General features: G+C 32.6%; 21 protein-coding genes. 10 read left to right on the top strand and 11 right to left on the bottom strand.

The features are described from left to right. Positions 1-4: 4 nt before the first annotated feature. Positions 5-1594 (top strand): MDR family MFS transporter, encoded by a 1590-nt coding sequence (locus tag AC1RRN_RS04740; RefSeq protein ID WP_492966200.1) that lies wholly within the window; start codon positions 5-7, stop codon positions 1592-1594. A 204-nt stretch (positions 1595-1798) separates the two neighbouring features. On the opposite strand, the gene yaaA is transcribed toward AC1RRN_RS04740, so the two are convergent. Next, on the bottom strand, positions 1799-2557 hold the full coding sequence (gene yaaA, locus AC1RRN_RS04735; RefSeq protein ID WP_492966199.1) for a peroxide stress protein YaaA: 759 nt from the start codon (positions 2555-2557) through the stop codon (positions 1799-1801). 427 nt (positions 2558-2984) lie between these two features. Between yaaA and AC1RRN_RS04730 the strand changes: the two genes are divergently transcribed. Both AC1RRN_RS04730 and AC1RRN_RS04725 read left to right on the top strand, forming a co-directional pair. Then, a complete protein-coding gene (locus AC1RRN_RS04730) occupies positions 2985-4415 on the top strand; it encodes a CCA tRNA nucleotidyltransferase (RefSeq protein ID WP_492966198.1) in 1431 nt (476 codons plus the stop codon). 118 nt (positions 4416-4533) lie between these two features. Then, the gene (locus tag AC1RRN_RS04725; protein WP_492966197.1) at positions 4534-5559 is read left to right on the top strand and encodes a COX15/CtaA family protein; all 1026 of its coding nucleotides are present in this window, start codon (positions 4534-4536) and stop codon (positions 5557-5559) included. Here the strand turns inward: AC1RRN_RS04725 and AC1RRN_RS04720 are convergent. From AC1RRN_RS04720 to AC1RRN_RS04675, 10 genes are all read right to left on the bottom strand, one after another. Next, a complete protein-coding gene (locus AC1RRN_RS04720; protein ID WP_492966196.1) occupies positions 5540-6307 on the bottom strand; it encodes a LytR/AlgR family response regulator transcription factor in 768 nt (255 codons plus the stop codon). The genes AC1RRN_RS04725 and AC1RRN_RS04720 overlap by 20 nt on opposite strands. Positions 6308-6342: 35 nt before the next feature. Then, positions 6343-6711, bottom strand: a complete 369-nt coding sequence (locus AC1RRN_RS04715; RefSeq protein WP_492966195.1) for a 2TM domain-containing protein — start codon at positions 6709-6711, stop codon at positions 6343-6345. 19 nt (positions 6712-6730) lie between these two features. Then, positions 6731-7036: a 2TM domain-containing protein gene (locus AC1RRN_RS04710; protein WP_492966194.1), complete on the bottom strand. Its 306-nt coding sequence runs from the start codon at positions 7034-7036 to the stop codon at positions 6731-6733. 2 nt (positions 7037-7038) lie between these two features. Next, entirely contained in the window at positions 7039-7365 is a 327-nt protein-coding gene (locus AC1RRN_RS04705; RefSeq protein WP_492966193.1) for a 2TM domain-containing protein, read from the bottom strand. Next, positions 7365-7694: a 2TM domain-containing protein gene (locus tag AC1RRN_RS04700; RefSeq protein WP_492966192.1), complete on the bottom strand. Its 330-nt coding sequence runs from the start codon at positions 7692-7694 to the stop codon at positions 7365-7367. The genes AC1RRN_RS04705 and AC1RRN_RS04700 overlap by 1 nt, the downstream gene beginning before the upstream one ends. 2 nt (positions 7695-7696) lie before the next feature. Beyond that, the gene (locus AC1RRN_RS04695) at positions 7697-7999 is read right to left on the bottom strand and encodes a 2TM domain-containing protein (protein ID WP_492966191.1); all 303 of its coding nucleotides are present in this window, start codon (positions 7997-7999) and stop codon (positions 7697-7699) included. A gap of 2 nt (positions 8000-8001) precedes the next feature. Then, positions 8002-8304, bottom strand: coding sequence for a 2TM domain-containing protein (locus tag AC1RRN_RS04690; protein ID WP_492966190.1), 303 nt, complete (start codon positions 8302-8304; stop codon positions 8002-8004). Between the two features lie 2 nt (positions 8305-8306). Beyond that, a complete protein-coding gene (locus AC1RRN_RS04685; RefSeq protein WP_492966189.1) occupies positions 8307-9665 on the bottom strand; it encodes a 2TM domain-containing protein in 1359 nt (452 codons plus the stop codon). Between the two features lie 22 nt (positions 9666-9687). Further along, entirely contained in the window at positions 9688-10311 is a 624-nt protein-coding gene (locus tag AC1RRN_RS04680) for a hypothetical protein (RefSeq protein ID WP_492966188.1), read from the bottom strand. A 432-nt stretch (positions 10312-10743) separates the two neighbouring features. After that, on the bottom strand, positions 10744-12909 hold the full coding sequence (locus tag AC1RRN_RS04675; protein WP_492966187.1) for a TonB-dependent receptor: 2166 nt from the start codon (positions 12907-12909) through the stop codon (positions 10744-10746). A 139-nt stretch (positions 12910-13048) separates the two neighbouring features. Here AC1RRN_RS04675 and AC1RRN_RS04670 point away from each other — a divergent pair, with 139 nt between their 5' ends. The 7 genes from AC1RRN_RS04670 to AC1RRN_RS04640 all read left to right on the top strand — a co-directional run bounded on the left by AC1RRN_RS04670 (position 13049) and on the right by AC1RRN_RS04640 (position 18984). Further along, a complete protein-coding gene (locus tag AC1RRN_RS04670; RefSeq protein WP_492966186.1) occupies positions 13049-13507 on the top strand; it encodes a DinB family protein in 459 nt (152 codons plus the stop codon). Between the two features lie 12 nt (positions 13508-13519). Continuing rightward, on the top strand, positions 13520-13978 hold the full coding sequence (locus AC1RRN_RS04665) for a YciI family protein (RefSeq protein WP_492966185.1): 459 nt from the start codon (positions 13520-13522) through the stop codon (positions 13976-13978). 8 nt (positions 13979-13986) lie between these two features. After that, positions 13987-14562, top strand: a complete 576-nt coding sequence (locus tag AC1RRN_RS04660) for a sugar O-acetyltransferase (RefSeq protein ID WP_492966184.1) — start codon at positions 13987-13989, stop codon at positions 14560-14562. Continuing rightward, entirely contained in the window at positions 14562-14951 is a 390-nt protein-coding gene (gene gloA2, locus AC1RRN_RS04655) for an SMU1112c/YaeR family gloxylase I-like metalloprotein (protein WP_492966183.1), read from the top strand. The genes AC1RRN_RS04660 and gloA2 overlap by 1 nt, the downstream gene beginning before the upstream one ends. A gap of 235 nt (positions 14952-15186) precedes the next feature. Beyond that, positions 15187-16464, top strand: a complete 1278-nt coding sequence (locus AC1RRN_RS04650) for a chloride channel protein (RefSeq protein WP_492966182.1) — start codon at positions 15187-15189, stop codon at positions 16462-16464. 83 nt (positions 16465-16547) lie between these two features. Continuing rightward, positions 16548-17156 carry an HPP family protein gene (locus tag AC1RRN_RS04645; protein WP_492966181.1) on the top strand — a complete coding sequence of 203 codons (609 nt, stop codon included), beginning with the start codon at positions 16548-16550 and terminating at the stop codon, positions 17154-17156. Positions 17157-17310: 154 nt separating this feature from the next. Next, positions 17311-18984, top strand: coding sequence for a S41 family peptidase (locus AC1RRN_RS04640; protein WP_492966180.1), 1674 nt, complete (start codon positions 17311-17313; stop codon positions 18982-18984). Positions 18985-19015 lie beyond the last annotated feature (31 nt).

Below are 19015 nucleotides of genomic sequence, written 5' to 3'. Positions count from 1 at the left end.
ATAAATGGCAACAGCAGTACAAGCAGACGACGATTTAGTAGAATACGGTTACAGACGTGTCATAATTACGATTACAGCGGTACTTTGTGCTTTGCTGGAAATCGTTGATACGACCATTGTAAACGTAGCGCTAACAGACATGCGCGGAAGTCTTGGTGCTACCTTGACCGATGTAGCGTGGGTAATTACAGCATACGCGATTGCGAATGTAATTGTAATTCCGATGACGAGCTGGCTATCGCAGCAATTTGGAAGACGTAATTATTTTGTGGCTTCCATTATAATATTTACTGTCTGCTCCTTTTTGTGTGGTAATGCAAGCAATATATGGGAACTAGTAGCTTTTAGATTCGTACAAGGTATGGGTGGGGGTGCCCTTCTTGTAACAGCTCAAACCATTATTACCGAAAGTTATCCCGTTGCAAAACGTGGTATGGCACAGGCTATTTATGGAATGGGTGTTATTGTAGGACCAACTTTAGGACCGCCTTTGGGAGGTTATTTAGTAGATAATTATTCCTGGCCTTATATCTTTTACATCAATATTCCATTAGGAATTATTGCTACTATTTTGGCATTAACTTTTGTTAGAAGTCCGAAATATGGAGAAAAATTAAAAGCCAATCAGGTTGACTGGTGGGGAATTATATTGTTATCCGCTTTTATCGGATCATTACAATTCGTTTTGGAACATGGTCAGCAAGACGACTGGTTTAACGATTCAACAATTGTAACCTTAAGTGTTGTGACAGTTCTTGGTTTAGTTCTTTTTATTTGGAGAGAGCTAACTTACAAACATCCAATTGTAAATTTAAGTGTTTTAAAAGATGGGAATCTTAGAATAGGAACTGTAATGTGTTTTATTCTTGGTTTCGGATTATACGGATCAACTTTAATCATTCCGATTTATACTCAGTCTATTTTAGGTTGGACCGCGACTGATGCCGGATTATTATTGATTCCAGGTTCTATTACTACTGCGATCATGATGCCATTTGTGGGTAACATGATTCAAAAAGGAGTTCCGCAAGGTTATATGGTTGGAGTTGGATTTTTAGTTTTCTTCTTCTTTACCTTTATGATGCAAACTCGCATGACACCAGATACAGGTGTAGAACATATGTATTGGCCATTGATTTTAAGAGGAATTGGTTTAGGATTGCTTTTTGTACCTATTACAACCCTTTCTCTTTCAACCTTAAAAGGAAAACATATTGGTGAAGGGGCAGCTTTTACCGGAATGATGAGACAATTGGGAGGTTCATTTGGTATTGCAATTATTACCACTTTTATTACCCGTTTAAGTCAGGAACACAGAGTTAATTTATTAACGAATTTAGATCCTGCAAAATACGATGTTCAACAACGTATTCAAGGAATGCAAAGAGCTTTTATGTCGAAAGGCTATAGTGCCGATGTTGCCCTTAAAAAAGCCTATCAGGCAATAGATTATTCAATCATGAAACAAAGTACTGTAATGTCGTACATAGACATTTTCATGTATTTAGGTATCATGTTCTTATGTTGTATTCCAATTATCCTTTTTATTAAAAGAGGCAAAAACAAGATTAATCCTGCTGATGCAATGCATTAATAGTGTTAATATAATAATTGATTTATAATTTATAATACGAAAAAGCCGGGTAATTCATTTAACCCGGCTTTTTTATTTTTAGAATGAATCACGTTGCATAAATTACAGGGATTGAAATCCCTGCCTACAATATAAATGGAGTCTCCGACTCCTTTTTTTAACCTCTTTACCTTGGTCACTTTGAGCCTTTGAACCTCAACAAACCTATCTTGTAAAAACCAAATGATTTCCCTTAGAAAGATTGGCATCAAACTGATATCCTTCGTAATTAAAACCTTTTAAGTCATCAATAGTTTCAGCATTGGTATCGATAATATAACGTACCATCATACCTCTTGCTTTTTTTGCAAAGAAACTAATCATTTTTAATTTTCCGTCTTTGTAATCTTTAAAATCCGGAGTGATTATAGGAACTTTTAAGGCTTTTACATCAACAGCAGAAAAATATTCGTTACTGGCTAAATTTACAAATAACTCCCCTTTTTTTAATTCTTTATTTAAAGCTTTTGTGACGGTAGGTTTCCAAAATTCATGTAGATTTTTGTACTCTCCAACAGGCATTTTTGTTCCCATTTCTAAACGGTAGGCCTGCATTAAATCCAATGGTTTTAAAACACCATAAAGTCCAGATAGAATTCTAAGTTTATCTTGTAAAACTTCTAATTTTTCTAATGGAATTGTATAGGCATCTAATCCTGTATAAACATCACCATCAAAAGTAAAAACTGCAGGACGCGCATTTTCGGGTGAAAAAGGTGTTTTCCATTTTTGATTACGCTCCCAGTTCAGATCAGATAATTTGTCTGAAATAGACATTAATTGAGATAATTCTGCTGGCTTTTTAGTTTTTAAAATTTTGTGAACCTGACGCGCTTCTTTTAAAAATGAAGGTTCAGTATATTGAGTAGTTGGTAGTTCTTTTTCGAAATTCAGTGACTTCGCTGGCGATATAACAATTTTCATTTGTACGTTTTTCTATGATTCAAAAATACAAATTGAAATTTTAAAAATGAGGTATCAGAATTGATTTGTTTGATAGTTCTATAAAAGCGAAATATCACAAAAAGTCCCAGAGGGACAAAATGTTTATAGAAAAGCTAAAATGTTAAGCTAGATAAAACCCCAGCGGGGTGAAATAAACGTAAAATAATTTATATCGCTCCGCTGGAGCTTTAATAAAAACCGAAACTAAAATTTTACTATAAATATTCTGCTCCTCTGGAGCTTTAAATCGCACAAGTGTTGTTTTAGCAAAAATCGATAGTCTAAACTATCAATTTGTTCAAAAAAGTATACATTAGATTATAAAAGGCGTAATCTATGTTGTAAATTTGCACACGTTTCATTCTCTTCAAGATTAGAAACAATTATTTAAAAAATTCGTGAATTCGTGGCTATACAAACAAACTATAAAACAGCTTTACAACATAAAATCTTCGCGATTATTTCGCAGGCATCTCAGGAACTTAACGTCGATAGTTATGTTATTGGTGGTTTTGTGAGAGATTTGCTTTTAAACCGGGGTTCTAAAAAAGATATTGATGTTGTTGCCGTTGGAAGCGGAATCGAATTGGCTTTGAAAGTATCTGAATTACTTCCAAAAAAACCAAAAGTACAAGTTTTTAAAACGTACGGAACGGCAATGCTTCATTTTGACGGCACTGATATTGAATTTGTTGGCGCCAGAAAAGAGTCTTATAATTTCGATAGCAGAAATCCGATTGTTGAAAATGGAACTTTGGAAGATGATCAAAATCGTCGTGATTTTACCATTAATGCTTTGGCTTTATCATTAAACGAAAAAACTTTTGGAGAGCTGTCTGATCCTTTTAATGGTTTGGCCGATCTTGAAAATAAAACGATTAAAACGCCTTTGGATCCAGATATTACCTATTCTGATGATCCTTTGCGAATGTTGCGCGCCATCCGTTTTGCAACACAATTAAATTTTGAAATTGAAGAAAATTCATTGAATGCGATTACTAAAAATGCGGAGAGAATTAAAATCATTTCCGGAGAAAGAATCGTCGATGAATTGAATAAAATTCTTTCGACAGATAAACCTTCAATTGGATTTTTACTTTTATATCAAACGGGACTTTTAGATATTATTCTTCCTGAATTAACTGCTTTGAATCAAGTGGAAGAAATTGAAGGTCATACGCATAAAAACAATTTTTATCACACTTTAGAAGTTGTAGATAATATTTGTCCTAATACAGATGATGTTTGGTTGCGTTGGTCGGCTTTGTTGCACGATATTGGAAAGGCACCAACGAAGCGTTTCAATAAAAAACAAGGCTGGACTTTTCACGGCCATGAATTTTTAGGCGGAAAAATGGCTAAAAAAATATTCGAACGTTTGCACATGCCTTTAAATCACAAAATGAAATTTGTGCAAAAAATGGTGATTATGAGTTCTCGTCCCATTGTTTTGGCACAAGATATTGTGACTGACAGTGCTGTTCGTCGTTTGGTTTTTGATGCCGGAGAAGATGTAGAAAATTTAATGACATTATGCGAAGCGGATATCACCACTAAAAATCCATCGAAATTCAAAAAATATCATAAGAATTTTGAAATCGTTCGCAAAAAAATTGTTGAAGTTGAAGAACGCGATCATGTGCGTAATTTTCAACCCCCAATTTCTGGTGAAGAAATTATGGAATATTACAATTTAAAGCCTTCCCGAGAAATCGGAGTTTTGAAAGAAGCAATTAAAGAAGCTATTTTAGAAGGAGAAATTCCAAATGAATATGATGCAGCTTTTGCGTTTATGCAGAAGAGAGCCGAGAAAATGGGTTTAAAAAAAGGTGCATAGTAACAAAGGCACAAAGCAACAAAGGTTTATTTAAATTTAAAATATAAAATGTTTCAAATCAAACGTTCCAATTCTTTGAACCTTTGTTACTTTGAAACTTTGCAACTTTAAAAAAAGAATGAAAAAACATTTCCCTACAATCGCAAAAACAGCATTAGTTTTAGTTTATTTAGTAATTGTCGCAGGAGCTTTGGTTCGTATGACAGGATCTGGAATGGGTTGCCCAGATTGGCCGAAATGTTTTGGATATTACATTCCGCCAACAGATTTGAAAGAATTAACCTGGGAGCCAAATCGTGTTTTTGAAAAAGGACAGGTAATTATTAAAGATGAAAGTCTTTTAGTTGCAAAAGATAATTTTACCACTGAAACTGCTTTTGATGCTTCGCATTGGGAAAAATATACTAAACACGATTACGCACTTTTTAATCCGCTGCATACCTGGATTGAATACATAAACAGACTTTGTGGTGCTTTAGCCGGAATGGCGTGCTTTTTCATGGCAATTGCTTCTTTCCGATTTTGGAAACAAAACAAAAAAATTACTTTACTTTCCTGGTTAGTTGTCTTTATGATGGGCTTTCAGGCCTGGTTAGGTGCTAAAGTAGTTTACTCGGTATTAAACCCAATTAAAATAACGGTTCATATGGTTATGGCTTTGGTAATTGTTGCTGTAATTTTATACATCATTCAATTGGCCAGACCAAAATTAGCCACTGTAAAATACAATTCAACTTTTAGAAACGTGCTTTTATTTTCGCTATTACTGACTTTAATTCAAGTTGCTATTGGAACACAGGTTCGTCAGTTTGTAGATGAACAAGTTAAAAATGGATTGACAGCAAGCATTCTTTGGTTACAAAATCCGTCAGTGACTTTTTATGTTCACCGCTCGTTCTCAATTTTAGTACTCTTGGTTAATTTATATTTGTATGTTAAAAACACCAAATTTGGCCTAGGATATTCAAAAATAAACTGGGTACTTGCTATAATTGGAGTTGAAATTCTAACAGGAATAGCAATGGCATATCTTGATTTTCCAATAGGAAGTCAGGCCATACATCTGGTGTTGGCTTCTATCTTATTCGGAATTCAGTTTTACATGATTTTGGAGGCTAAAAAACCTAGCCCAGCCAACTCTTAAAATCCTGTACTTTTTCACGGCTTACAATTACCTCATCTTCTTTGTAAGAAGGCAAAATTACTTTTAAACGAGAATTGGTATAAACCTGAATTTCTTTTATCGCCTGAAGTGGCACAATGAATTTTCTGCTTACGCGGAAGAAATCTTTCATGTCTAATTCCTGCTCCAGAATTTCTAAAGTCGAATCGATTAAATAATTTCTGTTATCGAACGTATGGATGTAAGTTCCTTTGTTTTCGCTAAAAAAACATTCAATTTCATCAGTAGTGATCACTTTTAAATGTTGGCCGATTTTAACAGTGAATCGTTTTTTATAATTCTTTTCAAAAGGATTGGAAAGCATTCTGCGTATTTGTTCAAAATCAAGCTGTAGATTTTGATTTTCCGTATTGGATTTTGGTAAACGTGCTTTAAATTTGGTAACAGCCACTTCTAAATCATCTTCGTCAATTGGTTTTAAAAGATAATCTATACTATTCAATTTGAAAGCTTTTAAAGCATATTCATCATAAGCTGTTGTAAAAATGATTGCACTTTTAATATCTATTTTTTCAAAAATTTCAAACGACAAACCGTCAGATAATTGAATATCCAAAAATATCAAATCAGGATGTTCGTTGTTGGAAAACCAATCTACAGATTCTTCGACAGAATGCAACATGGTTTCTACGGCAATCTCTAACTTTTCAAGTTTTCGCTGCAATAATCTTGCTGCCGGTTTTTCGTCTTCTATAATTAATGTGGTCATTTACTTGGTTAAAAAAATGAATAAATAATTTAAAATTACTCCCATTTACTGGAATTAGAAGATTCTTTGTCCATGTATTTCTGGATTGTTCTTTTTTCCCAATCTCCACCAAAAAAGATGTCTGGTCCAAATACACTAAAAGCGTGAATCAATAAAGCAATTCCCCAATAAAATGCTGTCGAATACGTATGCCAGTCTAATAATCCATCTTCATAAAACCTGGTTCCAATAAAATCTCTATTGATGTTGGAAATGATAATGATGATATTAACAATAATATAAACTTTCAGATGCGAGTAAAAACCTTTTATTCTTTTTACTTTTCTGTAAGCAATTTCAAAGCTTTCATTATTTTTAAATTCCTGTGCGTAATCTTCGTACATGTGTCTTCTAAAACGTCCCATTTTTTTTCTATTTAAAAAATTATTGCCATTTCTTTTTGTTTTCTTCTTCCTTTTCCATCAGTTCTTTGATTTTTCTTTCTTCCCAGTCTTTTCCCAAAACCGGAAATACTTCAAAAACCTTCAATCCGTGAAAAACAACTCCAGTTCCCCACCAAATTAGAGGCCAGTAAAACCACAAATGATTCGGTGAGGTATATAGGTTAATGAAAATCAGCAGAATATTTACAGCGATATAAGACGTTAAATTGCTATAAAACCCTTTTAGATTTTCGACTTTCTTTTTTGCAAGATAATATTTATCCTCGTCGTTCAAATTTACTTCCATGATTACTCCCATTTTTGTGTTTTACTTTTTTTCCCCAATATAGTTCTCAATTTTCTTTCCTCCCATTCGTCTCCAAAAATTCTGAAAGAAACAAAAGCATCAATCGCAGTACCAACATATACCACTGTCCAAATAATCATTACAATATCATTGAGCCAATTTAAAGGAAGGGAATGTAGCGGTAAATCAGTATATTCCTTTAAAATAAAAAGAGTCAGAGCAACGATATAAAGAAAGGTGGATTTATAAAATGACTTTAATTTAAGAACTTTTCTGCTTGCCAATTTTTGCAATTCGTTTTCCTCGATATTATTAAAGTTTGTTTCCATTACTCCCATTTTTGTGTTTTTGTTTTTTTATATAAGATACTTTTCAGCTTACGTTCTTCCCATTCCTTGTCAAAGATTTTATAAGAAGCAAATAAATCAATGGCAGAAAATAAAAATACAGTCGTCCAGATTACCATTACCACACCGTTTATATATTTTAACGGAAAATAATTCAGCGTAAGTCCGTAATATTCTTTTAAAATGTATACAATCAATCCGATAGCATAAATAAACGCATGTATACAAAACCATTTAAGTTTAAAGCTCTTTTTGCTAAAGATTTCCTGAAACTCCAATTTTTCGTGGTCATTATTACAATTTGTTTCCATGACTATTTCCAGGTTTGTTTATTCTTTTCTTTTTCCAAAATTTCTTTAATTTTTCGTTCTTCCCATTCTTTATTAAAAAATGGTGAAACTCCAAAAACCTTCAATCCGTGAAAAACGATTCCTATTCCCCAGCCCAGTATGCACCAAATAAACCATAAATATTCTGGTGAAGTCATTAGATTTACAACAATTAGCATTATAGTTACGAGAATAAAAACCGTTAAATGCTGGTAAAATTCTTTAATCTCTTTTACCTTTTTCAGCGCCTGATGATAGCGTCTCTCTTCAGTGTAATCTGGTTCCATGATTATTTCCAGGTTTGCTTTTTGTTTTCTTTTTCTAAAATCTCCCGAATTTTTCGTTCTTCCCATTCTTTATTAAAAACAGGTGAAATTCTAAAAACTGCCAATGCGTGCATGACAATAGCAAATCCCCATCCAAAAACACACCATAAAAACCACAAATATCCAGGCGAAGTCATAAGATTAACTACTATTACAATCGGGTTGCAAATTAGAAATACAGTCAAATGCTCGTAAAATTCTCTTAGTTCTTTTACTCTTTTTTGAGCCTGATAATAACGTTCTGCTTCAGCATAATTTGTTTCCATGATTATTTCCAGGTTTGTTTATTATTATCTTTTTCCAGAATCTCTCTGATTTTTCGTTCTTCCCAATCTGAGCTGTATCCAAAAACTTTAAAAGCATGCATTACAACTCCAAATCCCCAGCCTAAAGCCGAAAACCAAAACCATTGAAATCCAGGAGAATACCTCAAATTTATAAAAATTAAAAACGGAATTACACAGCAATACGAAATTATATTTCCGTAAAATCCTTTCAATTCTTCTACTCTTTTTTTAGCTCTGAAATAAGCTTTATTTTCATCGCTATAGTCTGCATTTGTTTCCATAACTGTTATTTGTTTTGTTAAAATCGGAATCTTAACCGTGAATGTTTCTTCATTTTGTTCGATCAATACTTTTCTGTTGGTTACAATACCGTATCGGTTTACGATATTTTGCAGTCCAACTCCCTGTCTGTCCTGCAACACTTCCTTTTTCTGAAAATCATTTTGAATTGCTAAATAATCTCCATCAATAAAAATTCGGATATGCAATGGTTTTTGTTCGCTTACCACATTATGTTTTACTGTATTCTCCAGCAAAAGCTGTAAAGACAACGGAACAACTTTAGCATCCGGATTAATTGCTGTCGTTGGCAATTCATAAAACAAACTATTTTCGAAACGCATTTTCAGCAGGTTCATGTAGGTTTTAGCGAATGACAATTCATCTTCAACTGAAACTAATTCTTTGTCTTTTTGCTCTAAAACGTAACGATAGATTTTAGACAAAGAAGTAGTGAATCGTTGTGCATTATCCGGATTTTCTTCAATCAAAGAACTTAATACATTTAGACTATTAAAAAGAAAATGCGGATCGATTTGATTCTTTAAACTTTCGAATTTGGCGTTTGCCGTTCCCGCGATAATCTTTTGTTGTGTTATTTCAAATTTTGATGCCTGTTTCCATTTTACCATAAAACTTCTGGCCTGCATGAAAGTTGAGACCCCAAGAGATAAAATGATGTAAAAAAGATTTACCCAAATCATTCTTTCACTAAAAAAATTAGTAACAGGCATATCTTGTATTACTACAAAAACAATATAATTAACTGCTAAAACTGCCGGAACTGTATATAAAACGGTAAATAAAATTCCAAAATAGACTCTTAAATTCGTTTGCTCCAGCCAATCCCATTTTTTATCTAAAAGAACGTTGATGAAACCGTTTCCGAAACCTAGTCCAAAAGAATAAAGGCAGCTTAAAAAGAACGTTATTAATACATTTTCGACCGTAAGATCAGCACCTAAAAAAGCGCAGAAAATTACCGTAAAAACCATAGAAATCTTTAAACATACAATTGTTCCGCTTTTTAAATTTGAAAATGTATTTCTATGTTCTTTCATTATAATCAGCTTAAATTAGTTTTTATTTTTTGCAATTCTTTTGTGCTTCCAATGCTCTTTCCAATCCCCATTTTGGAGAAAAAGGCGTTTCTGGTTTAAAAGTAGCAAAAAGTTCGATAGCTTTATCAACCTGTGCACAAAGGGGTTTTGTGTCAACACCTGTCCATTTTGCGCCTCCTAACTGATAATCTGCTTCACCAAAAACAATTCTTGGGTTATTAGGATCTATCGCTTTTCCTTTTGCGTAAGCTTCCATAACTTTAGATGAATATTTCATACTGTTTGTCATTGGATCTGCAACTACCCAGGCAGTATAAATCAAAGCCTGCATTGCATATAATTCTGCATTGTTTTGATCTTTAATCAATTCGACATCTAAAGCGTCTTGTGCTTTTGTCAATAATAAATCGATTTTAGTTTTATCTTTTTCTGAAAATGCCGCTGTAGTGTTGATTAAAGCTACATAATAATCTGGCAAATAACTTGTTTCTTCTGCTGCTGCAATTCTTTCAAACATTGCCGAAGCTTCAGCATTTTTTCCTTCTTTCCAAAGCCCAAAAGCTTTTCCCATTCCTTGTTCAAATTGTGTTTGTGCAGATAATAAACTGCAAATAAATAACGTGGTAATTGTAATAATTTTGGTCATGATTTCTTTTTTTTAAGGTTCTAAGATTCTAATTTACTGAGGTTCTAAGTTTTTTTGTTGATGATTAAAACTCTTTTTTTTAGGTTCAAAGGTTCAGAGTTGCAAAGGTTCAAAGGTTTGATTTTCTTATTATTATTTATAAAACTTTGAACCTTTGTCACTTTGTTTCTATGTTCCTTTTAATTTATACTTCAAAAGTATGTTGGATTTTACTGTTTTAAAATTAAATGATACTGAGTTGTTGAATTTGGTGACTGAATTGTTTTTTTTTTTTTGAGGGACAAAGGTTCAGAGTTGCAAAGGTTCAAAGGTTCAAAGGTTTTTCTTTTTAGGTTCAGAGGAACAAAGTGACAAAGATTTTTATGTTTAAATTTTAACTATCAAAAGAAAACCTCTGAACCTTTGAACCTTTGCAACTTTGAACCTAAAAAACTACAAGTTTTTTAACTGATTTTCATTTTTATTCTTACTGATGGTCCAGAAGAAGCCTACGAAGAAAAAACGATCTGCGGTTGGTACTACTGCTTGTCTTTGATATACTCCGTTTGCATCTGGAAGTTTTGCATAATCGTATCCAAAAACATTTTGACTTCCTAATACATTTGAAACAGAGAAATACAAGATTTTTTGTGTTGTCAATAAATATGCCCAGTTAAAACTCAAACTGTTATATGATTTTGTTTTTCCGTTCATAAACTGCGTTTGGTTTGGATCATTATATGGTCTTCCTGAACTGTAACTGTTGGTAAAACCAATTTGTGATTTCCAATCGGTAATGAAATATTTGGTTACTATTGATAAACTGTGATTCGCAATAAAACTTGGTGTCGCCATTGTTGGGAAATTCTTGTATTGTCTTTCAGAATCGATATAAGAATACGAAATCCAATATTCTAAGTTTTTATACAAATTGCTGTCTCTCCAGAATATATCCAAGCCTTTTGCATATCCGGAACCGTTGTTATTGAAAACCGAATTATAAGCGATATCCCTGGTGTCATATTGAACTAAATTACTGTAATCTTTATAATAAGCCTCAGCTCTAAAAGTCTGTCCTGGTTTTGTAAATTGATAGTTTAAGATATAATGCCTTGCTTTTTCACTTTCGAATTGATGGTATTTTGAAAATTTAATATAATCAACAACTGGTGTTTGAGAGAAATCTCCGTAAGCAAATGAAAATTGACTATTTTTTGAAACTTTATAAGCAATTGAAGATCTTGGTGCAATATTTGTTTCGTTTAACAAACTATTATTCGAAAGTCTGAAACCTACTTTTGCTGCCAGATTTTTAGAGAATAATATATCTCCTTCGGTATAAAAAGCGGCAATATTCGAATTGTAACCATTTGCAACCTGAATTGAAGTATTATCGTCAAAATTTTCATTGAATTTGGTGATGAAATAATCGGCACCAAAAGACAATTTAAAATGATCAGAAACATTTTTTCTCAATTTTAATTTCAGCTGAGCAGCATTTTCATTGCTATCAACATCATTAATATCATATTTCACTTTATTGTTGTTGTAGCCGTAACTAATTCCAGAGGTTAATTGCCAGCCTGTTCCAAAAGTTCCTTTGTAAGAAGCATTCAAATAGAAATTATTATTGTTTAAATCGGTTCTGATTTTATCTTCGAAGTTTATATTTTTCTGATTCAAATCGAATTTCTCCGAATCAAAAGCAGCATATAATTTAAAAATTCCGTTCGTAAAATGATAACGATAAACCGTTTCACCAGATAAAGACTGATACGGATTATTCCAATCTACGTTTTGAGGAATCACAGCCTGATAAGGAGCCAAATTAATATAAGCTGTATTGACACTCAAAGAACTTTTTTCCCATTTTTGAGTATTTCCCAAACCTAAACCCACAGTCATTAAAGCAATATCGGTTTTGTTCATATCTGGTTCATCTTGTGTATTCAACAATAAAACACTTGACAAAGCTTCGCCATATTCAGCTGAATACCCACCAGTTGAAAAAGCAATTCCGCTGAATAAAAATGGAGAAAATCTTCCTCTTGTTGGTAAATTATTGGTTGTTGCTCCGTATGGTTGTGCGACACGAATTCCGTCCACAAAAGTTTGTGTTTCACTGGCTTCTCCCCCACGGACAAACAAACGCCCGTCTTCTCCAACAGTTTGCGTTCCTGGCAAAGTTTGTAAAGCCGCAATAATATTTCCGGCAGATCCTGCGGTAGTTACAATATCTAAAGGTTTCAAAACAGAAACTCTGGCTTTATCACCAGATTCTAAGGTTCCGGCAGTGATTACAACCGCATCAAGTGCATTTACATTTTCTCTTAATTTTACGGTTTGATCTTTAAAATTGGTAACATCAATTTCTTTTTTGAAGGTATCATAAATTAAAAAACTCACTACTAAAAATTGATTTCCGGTTGCAGTTGTTTCAAAAGAAAACTCACCCGTTTCAGAACTTGTAGCACCATCGTAAGTTCCTTCTATATAAATATTGGCGCCCGGAACTGGTTTTCCTTTTTCGTCAACCACTTTTCCGGAAATGGTATTTTGAGCGAAAATAAATGCGGTAAAAAATAAAAAGGCAATCGTAAAAAATAGTTTGGTTTTCATCGTATTGGTTTTTGATGAAGCAAATGTATTTTAACATTTCTTGTTAAAAAATATAAAATAACCCAATTGTAGAATTTCGGGGATGAGTTGTAAAATACTTATTTGTATCTTAGCTAATGTGTTTTAAAAACTATCAATTATGTCAGAAAGTAGAAGAGTTTCGAATTTATATCAATCCATTTATAATGGAAATCCATGGCTGGAAGTAACTTTAGCAGATACTTTAAGCAATGTAACTGCAGAACAGGCTTATAAAAAAGCGAACCCGAATTTAAATACAATTTGGGAGATTGTCAATCATCTTATACAATGGAGAAGAAATATTTTAAAAAGAGTTCAGGGAGAAATCATTACAACTCCGAGTCATAATTATTTTGTACCTGTTTTAGATTCGTCTGAGGCTGCGTGGGAGCAATCTTTGCAAAGTCTCGCAAAATCTCAAGAACTATGGACTGCCTTTTTTAATGATTTCAATGATGCTGATTTTGATAAAATAGATCCTAATAACAATCATAATTTTTATGAAGATATTCATGGTATTATTCAGCATGACGTTTATCATTTGGGTCAAATTGTTATTTTGAAGAAATTGGTTTAAAAAGATTTAGCTATGAAAAAATCAATATTATTACTAGGATTTTTATTTCTAAATGTAATTGGATTTTCGCAGGAAGCAGAACCAAAATTCGATGAAAATCTGGCAAAATCATTACATGCCGATGAATATGGAATGAAGAAATATGTTTTCTGTCTTTTAAAATCTGGCACCAATACCACGGCTTCAAAAGAAGAAACAAAGAAATTATTTGAAGGTCATATGGCTAATATCAACAAATTAGCCAAGGAAGGAAAATTAGTTGTTGCCGGACCATTTATGAAAAATGATCGGAATTACAGAGGTATTTATATTTTTAATGTTGAAACTGTTCAGGAAGCAGAAGCACTTGTTGCAACGGATCCGGCAATTCAGGCAAAATTGCTCGAAGCCGAATTAACGCCTTGGTACGCCACTGCTGCGCTGCAGGAAACTGTAAAAATTCATGAGAAAATTTCGAAGAAGAAAATGTAATGCTTGATATGAAAACAGAAAAAGAAAAAATGATCTCTGGCGAATACTACAATGCTTTTGATCCTGAATTAGTAAAAGGCCGCCGAACAGCAAAAAATCTTTTGCACAGTTTGAATGTCAAAGAATATAGAGTGACCAAAAGAGCCAAAGAAATTTTAAAAGAATTAATTCCAAATACAGGTCCAGGTTTTTATATTGAGCCTCCTTTCCACTGTGATTATGGTTACAATATTACTTGTGGAGAAAACGTTTATTTCAATGTTAATTGCGTTGTTTTAGATTGCGCTCCGGTAAATATTGGATCCAACGTTTTTATTGCACCAAATGTTCAAATCTATACAGCATCACATCCGCTTGACGCAGAATTACGAAAATCATTAGAAAATGCTTTGCCCATTTCAATTGGAGACGATTGCTGGATTGGCGGAAATTCGGTAATTTGCCCAGGCGTAAACATCGGGAAAGGCTGTGTTATTGGCGCCGGATCTGTCGTTACAAAAGATATTCCAGACAACTCATTAGCCGTTGGAAATCCGGCAAAAATAATTAGAAAATTAAATCAAGAACTTCAACAGAATACATAATGCTTACCTTAAACAAAGTTCATCACATTGCCATTTTATGCTCGGATTATCAAAAATCTAAAACTTTTTATACTGAAGTTTTAGGATTAATAATTATTAGAGAAATTTATCGTGAAGAACGTCAATCTTACAAACTCGATTTAGCCCTGAATGGCACTTATATCGTCGAATTGTTTTCTTTTCCAAATCCACCAAAACGTCCGTCACGACCAGAAGCTGTTGGCTTAAGACACTTGGCTTTTGAAGTCATTAATTTAGAAGAAACCATTGCTTTTTTGAATACAAAAAACATTGAATCAGAACCGATCAGAATTGATGAAACGACTGAAAAACGTTTTACTTTCATTGCTGATCCGGATGAATTGCCGATTGAGTTTTATGAGAGATAACATTTTTTGAAGGTTCAAAGGCTCAGAGGTTCATAGGGACAAAGAAAAAACTTTGCCACTTTGTAACTTTGTAACTTTGTACCTATAAGCGATATTCAACGAAAAACACACTGAAAGATTTTTCCTATATTCTTAATTTTAACATATTATACTGAGTATTTTTTAGTAAAAACCGATTTTGATCTCTAATTTTGTAATCCGCATAAAAATATTGCGGTTTACAAATTTACTTCTGATGAATAAAACGGCGCAAATCAAAAAAAATCATCAATTTATTAAATTCCGAAAATTAGTTATTGTTTCTATTTTAATTGGCTTTCTTTCAGCCTTCCTCGGAATTTCACTTAAAAAAATCACTGAATATTACGAAGAAATCTTCTTTCATGAAGTCTCTGTAAATCCGATTTTTTACATCATTTTTCCTGTTTTCGGATTATCTGTAATTTATTTTCTCAGACAATATCTTTTCAAAAAGAAAGAAAACAAGGGAATCAAAGAAGTTTTCGAAAGTACCCAATCAACCTCAAAAAACCTTCCTTCTTATAAAATCCCGTCTCATTTTATAAACGGATTGTTAACCGTTATTTTTGGAGGATCAACCGGAATCGAAGTTTCTACAGTTGTTGCCACGGCCACAATTGGATCTGTAGCCCAACAAAAAGAAAATGTTTTTCGCCAATACAAAACCGAATTAATCTGTGCGGGTGTTGCGGCCGGAGTTACAGCTTTATTCAGTAGTCCGATTGCCGGAATTTTATTTGCTTTAGAAGTTATTTCACGAAAAGTGACACGTGCTTTTATCATTTCAAATGTTATCGCCGTTTCAGTAGCTTTTGGATTACTTACTATTTTAAAAGAAGAACCATTATTTGCTGTTTCGATTACAACCTGGCATTTAAAAGCAATTCCATATTTTATTCTTTTAGGAATTTTGGGCGGAATGAACTCGGTTTACTTAACAAGATGTGTATTGTTTTTTAAATCTCAATTTGGAAAAATCGACACTCATTATTATAAAATTATTTTAGGATCAGCAGTATTAAGTATTTCGCTATTTATTTTTCCGCAATTATATGGAGAAGGATATCATGCCATTAAAACAAGTCTCATTGCTCCAAATCAAATAATGACACTTACCTTAGCTTTTACCTTTATTGGAATTTTACTTTTAAAACCAATTGTAACCTCAATTACATTGGCTTCCGGAGGTGATGGTGGCGTATTTGCTCCCAGCTTATTTATTGGAGCTTTTTTAGGATTATTATTGGCTTCAATCTTAAATACCTTTTTCCATGTAAATGTAATTCCGGTGAATTTTATGATTATCGGTATGGCAGCTGTTCTAAGCGCGAGCATTCATGCACCGTTTACGGCAATATTTTTAGTTTGCGGCTTGACGAACGATTACACTTTGTTTTTACCGATTTTAGTAGTTTGTCTAATTTCGAAATACACGGCGAAAATGATTTATCCGCACACGGTTTATACCTATGTTCCCAGTTTATCTAAATAAAAACATCCCAAATTTTCTTAGATTCATCATTCTAAATCATTTTAATCTGTAGCAAAAAATACCACAACGAATATTAGTTACTTATGCCTGTTCAAAAAATAAAAAGAGGATATCGCAAAACACGTTACATTCTTTACAAAGAAACTTTAGTTGATTATAAAGAGCACTTTTGGTCGTTTTTAGGATCTTTTGTCGGCATTGGAATTCTGGCTTATATTCAGTCGATACATTTTACGGGCAATGATGCTGTTTATCTAATTGGTTCTTTCGGAGCTTCGAGTGTTTTGGTTTACGGAATCATTCAGAGTCCGTTTTCTCAGCCTCGAAATTTAATCGGAGGTCATGTCATTTCTGCATTTATTGGTGTTACAGTTCATAAATTGGCTCCTGATGTTATTTGGATTGCGGCGCCTTTAGCCGTTTCATTTGCTATTATTTTTATGCAGATTACTAAAACGCTCCATCCGCCAGGAGGCGCAACAGCACTTATCGCCGTTATTGGTTCTGATAAAATAAAAGCTTTAGGATATATGTATGTGTTTTCACCTGTTCTGGTTGGTTGTTTAATTTTATTTCTGACTGCCTTAGTTTTTAACAATATGACTTCAAGCAGAACCTATCCGAGTCATAGCACTTATCATAAACATTATCATAAAATTAGAAAGAGAATTACAAAAGCTATTAAAGGATAATCTTAGAATACTAAAAAAGTTAACACGAATTGCACCAATTTTCACTAATTAATTATTGAAATTTGGTGTTTTTTTTTTGTGAGTGAATTTTTATTTTATATTTATAATTCTATTTTTGATAAAAGCATTCTTACTTTTATCAAAAAGCCTCCAAATGAAAAAAACGTACTTGCTCATTCTTTTAATTATTACTCAGACCACATTTGCCAACACTAAACTTAGCGAAACTCAAAAACTAGTTGCTACTTGTAAAATTTGGGGTTTTTTAAAATATTATCATCCTAATGTTGCAGATGGAAGTAAAAATTGGGACGAGCAACTATTCCTAATTTTACCTCAAGTTGAGAAAGCCCAAACCCAAGAAGAATTTTCATTAGTTCTAAAAAACTGGATTGGTTCACTGGGAGAACTTAAAAATTATAAAATCAATAAAGTAGATCCAAAAGTGGAATATTTTACAAAAAATTTGAATCTAAAATGGATTGATGATTCTAAAGTGTTTTCTAAAGACCTGTCCAAGAAATTAAATTTTATTGAAGATAATAGATATCAAGGAAAACAGTATTATGTGCAATATGATCCTGAATCTGATAACATTCTACAATTTAACAATGACATTAAATATCCAAATTTTAAATGGACCGATAAAAATTTACGCATTTTAACGCTTTTTAGATATTGGAATTACGTAGAATACTTTTTTCCATATAAATATCAAATGGATCAAAAATGGGATATCACTTTAGAAAAAATGATTCCTCTTTTTATGGAAGCTAAAAATGAAGACGATTTTTACGACGCAATGCAACGACTAACTGTTAAACTTAACGACTCTCATGTTACGTTTTATAGATACTCAGGCCAAGATTCAAATAAAATCCTAAATTATTTTCCTGCCAAATGTAAAATTATTGATGAAAAAATAGTTGTTACAGAAATTCGGGCAGATAGTCTAGCAGAAGTTCAAAATATAAAAATAGGTACTGTTATTACTAAGGTAAATAACAAAACGATAAAGGAAATTATTGCAGAAAATAGAGATTTAATTGTTGCATCAAATGAAGCTATTTATCTAGACAAACTAAGGGAATCAGCATTATCTGGATATTCAGATAATGTTAAGTTAGAATTTCTTCAAGATGGAAAGTATATAACAAAAACTATAAATTGGTATAATGAACACGATTCTCACAGAAATGAATATAAAAAAGGTGCCAAAATTAAAAAAGAAAAGTTTAAAGTTTTAGACAATAACATAGGTTATGTTGATATGGGAATTTTAAAAATTAAAAATGTTCCTGATATGATTGAAACCTTACAATCAACCAAAGCTATTATTTTTGATATCAGAAATTACCCCCAAAACACTAATTATGCAATAGCTGAATACTTAAATCCAAAACCTAAGGAATTTGTTAAATTTATTGACCCCGATTTAAGCTTTCCAGGCAGGTATATTTGGAGAAATGGAATTGAAACGTGTGGAAGAATTAACCCGGATTATTACAAAGGGAAAGTAATTCTTTTAATAAATGAAAAATCGATTAGTCATTCTGAATATACAGCAATGTGTTTAAAAGTAGCTCCTAATGTAACAATAATTGGTAGTCAAACTGCAGGAGCTGATGGTGCAAATGCTCGTTTTCATGTTATGAAAGGATTTCAAACATCATTTACCTGTTATGGTGTTTTTTATCCAAATATAAAGGAAACCCAACGTATTGGAATTGTTCCAGATATTGAGATTAAACAAACAATTAAAGGGATTCAAGAAGGAAGAGACGAGGTTTTAGATCGTGCTTTGCAATTTATTGAGACTGGAAAGTAAATTGTCAAAATAAAAAATCTTTTCAACAAAT

It is taken from the genome of Flavobacterium sp. GW821-FHT11G01 (assembly GCF_058808175.1).
This window is presented reverse-complemented; position numbering and strand designations above follow the sequence as displayed.

What these genes read in the sequence shown, in the direction of transcription:
- gloA2 (WP_492966183.1), top strand. Translation starts at nt 14,562, where the DNA reads ATGCTTACCTTAAACAAAGTTCATCACATTGCCATTTTATGCTCGGAT.
- yaaA (WP_492966199.1), bottom strand. Translation starts at nt 2,557, where the DNA reads ATGAAAATTGTTATATCGCCAGCGAAGTCACTGAATTTCGAAAAAGAA.
- AC1RRN_RS04690 (WP_492966190.1), bottom strand. Translation starts at nt 8,304, where the DNA reads ATGGAAACAAATTATGCTGAAGCAGAACGTTATTATCAGGCTCAAAAA.
- AC1RRN_RS04705 (WP_492966193.1), bottom strand. Translation starts at nt 7,365, where the DNA reads ATGGAAACAAACTTTAATAATATCGAGGAAAACGAATTGCAAAAATTG.
- AC1RRN_RS04715 (WP_492966195.1), bottom strand. Translation starts at nt 6,711, where the DNA reads ATGGGACGTTTTAGAAGACACATGTACGAAGATTACGCACAGGAATTT.
- AC1RRN_RS04670 (WP_492966186.1), top strand. Translation starts at nt 13,049, where the DNA reads ATGTCAGAAAGTAGAAGAGTTTCGAATTTATATCAATCCATTTATAAT.
- AC1RRN_RS04710 (WP_492966194.1), bottom strand. Translation starts at nt 7,036, where the DNA reads ATGGAAGTAAATTTGAACGACGAGGATAAATATTATCTTGCAAAAAAG.
- AC1RRN_RS04720 (WP_492966196.1), bottom strand. Translation starts at nt 6,307, where the DNA reads ATGACCACATTAATTATAGAAGACGAAAAACCGGCAGCAAGATTATTG.
- AC1RRN_RS04725 (WP_492966197.1), top strand. Translation starts at nt 4,534, where the DNA reads ATGAAAAAACATTTCCCTACAATCGCAAAAACAGCATTAGTTTTAGTT.
- AC1RRN_RS04645 (WP_492966181.1), top strand. Translation starts at nt 16,548, where the DNA reads ATGCCTGTTCAAAAAATAAAAAGAGGATATCGCAAAACACGTTACATT.
- AC1RRN_RS04665 (WP_492966185.1), top strand. Translation starts at nt 13,520, where the DNA reads ATGAAAAAATCAATATTATTACTAGGATTTTTATTTCTAAATGTAATT.
- AC1RRN_RS04660 (WP_492966184.1), top strand. Translation starts at nt 13,987, where the DNA reads ATGAAAACAGAAAAAGAAAAAATGATCTCTGGCGAATACTACAATGCT.
- AC1RRN_RS04685 (WP_492966189.1), bottom strand. Translation starts at nt 9,665, where the DNA reads ATGAAAGAACATAGAAATACATTTTCAAATTTAAAAAGCGGAACAATT.
- AC1RRN_RS04695 (WP_492966191.1), bottom strand. Translation starts at nt 7,999, where the DNA reads ATGGAACCAGATTACACTGAAGAGAGACGCTATCATCAGGCGCTGAAA.
- AC1RRN_RS04650 (WP_492966182.1), top strand. Translation starts at nt 15,187, where the DNA reads ATGAATAAAACGGCGCAAATCAAAAAAAATCATCAATTTATTAAATTC.
- AC1RRN_RS04740 (WP_492966200.1), top strand. Translation starts at nt 5, where the DNA reads ATGGCAACAGCAGTACAAGCAGACGACGATTTAGTAGAATACGGTTAC.
- AC1RRN_RS04675 (WP_492966187.1), bottom strand. Translation starts at nt 12,909, where the DNA reads ATGAAAACCAAACTATTTTTTACGATTGCCTTTTTATTTTTTACCGCA.
- AC1RRN_RS04680 (WP_492966188.1), bottom strand. Translation starts at nt 10,311, where the DNA reads ATGACCAAAATTATTACAATTACCACGTTATTTATTTGCAGTTTATTA.
- AC1RRN_RS04700 (WP_492966192.1), bottom strand. Translation starts at nt 7,694, where the DNA reads ATGGAAACAAATTGTAATAATGACCACGAAAAATTGGAGTTTCAGGAA.
- AC1RRN_RS04640 (WP_492966180.1), top strand. Translation starts at nt 17,311, where the DNA reads ATGAAAAAAACGTACTTGCTCATTCTTTTAATTATTACTCAGACCACA.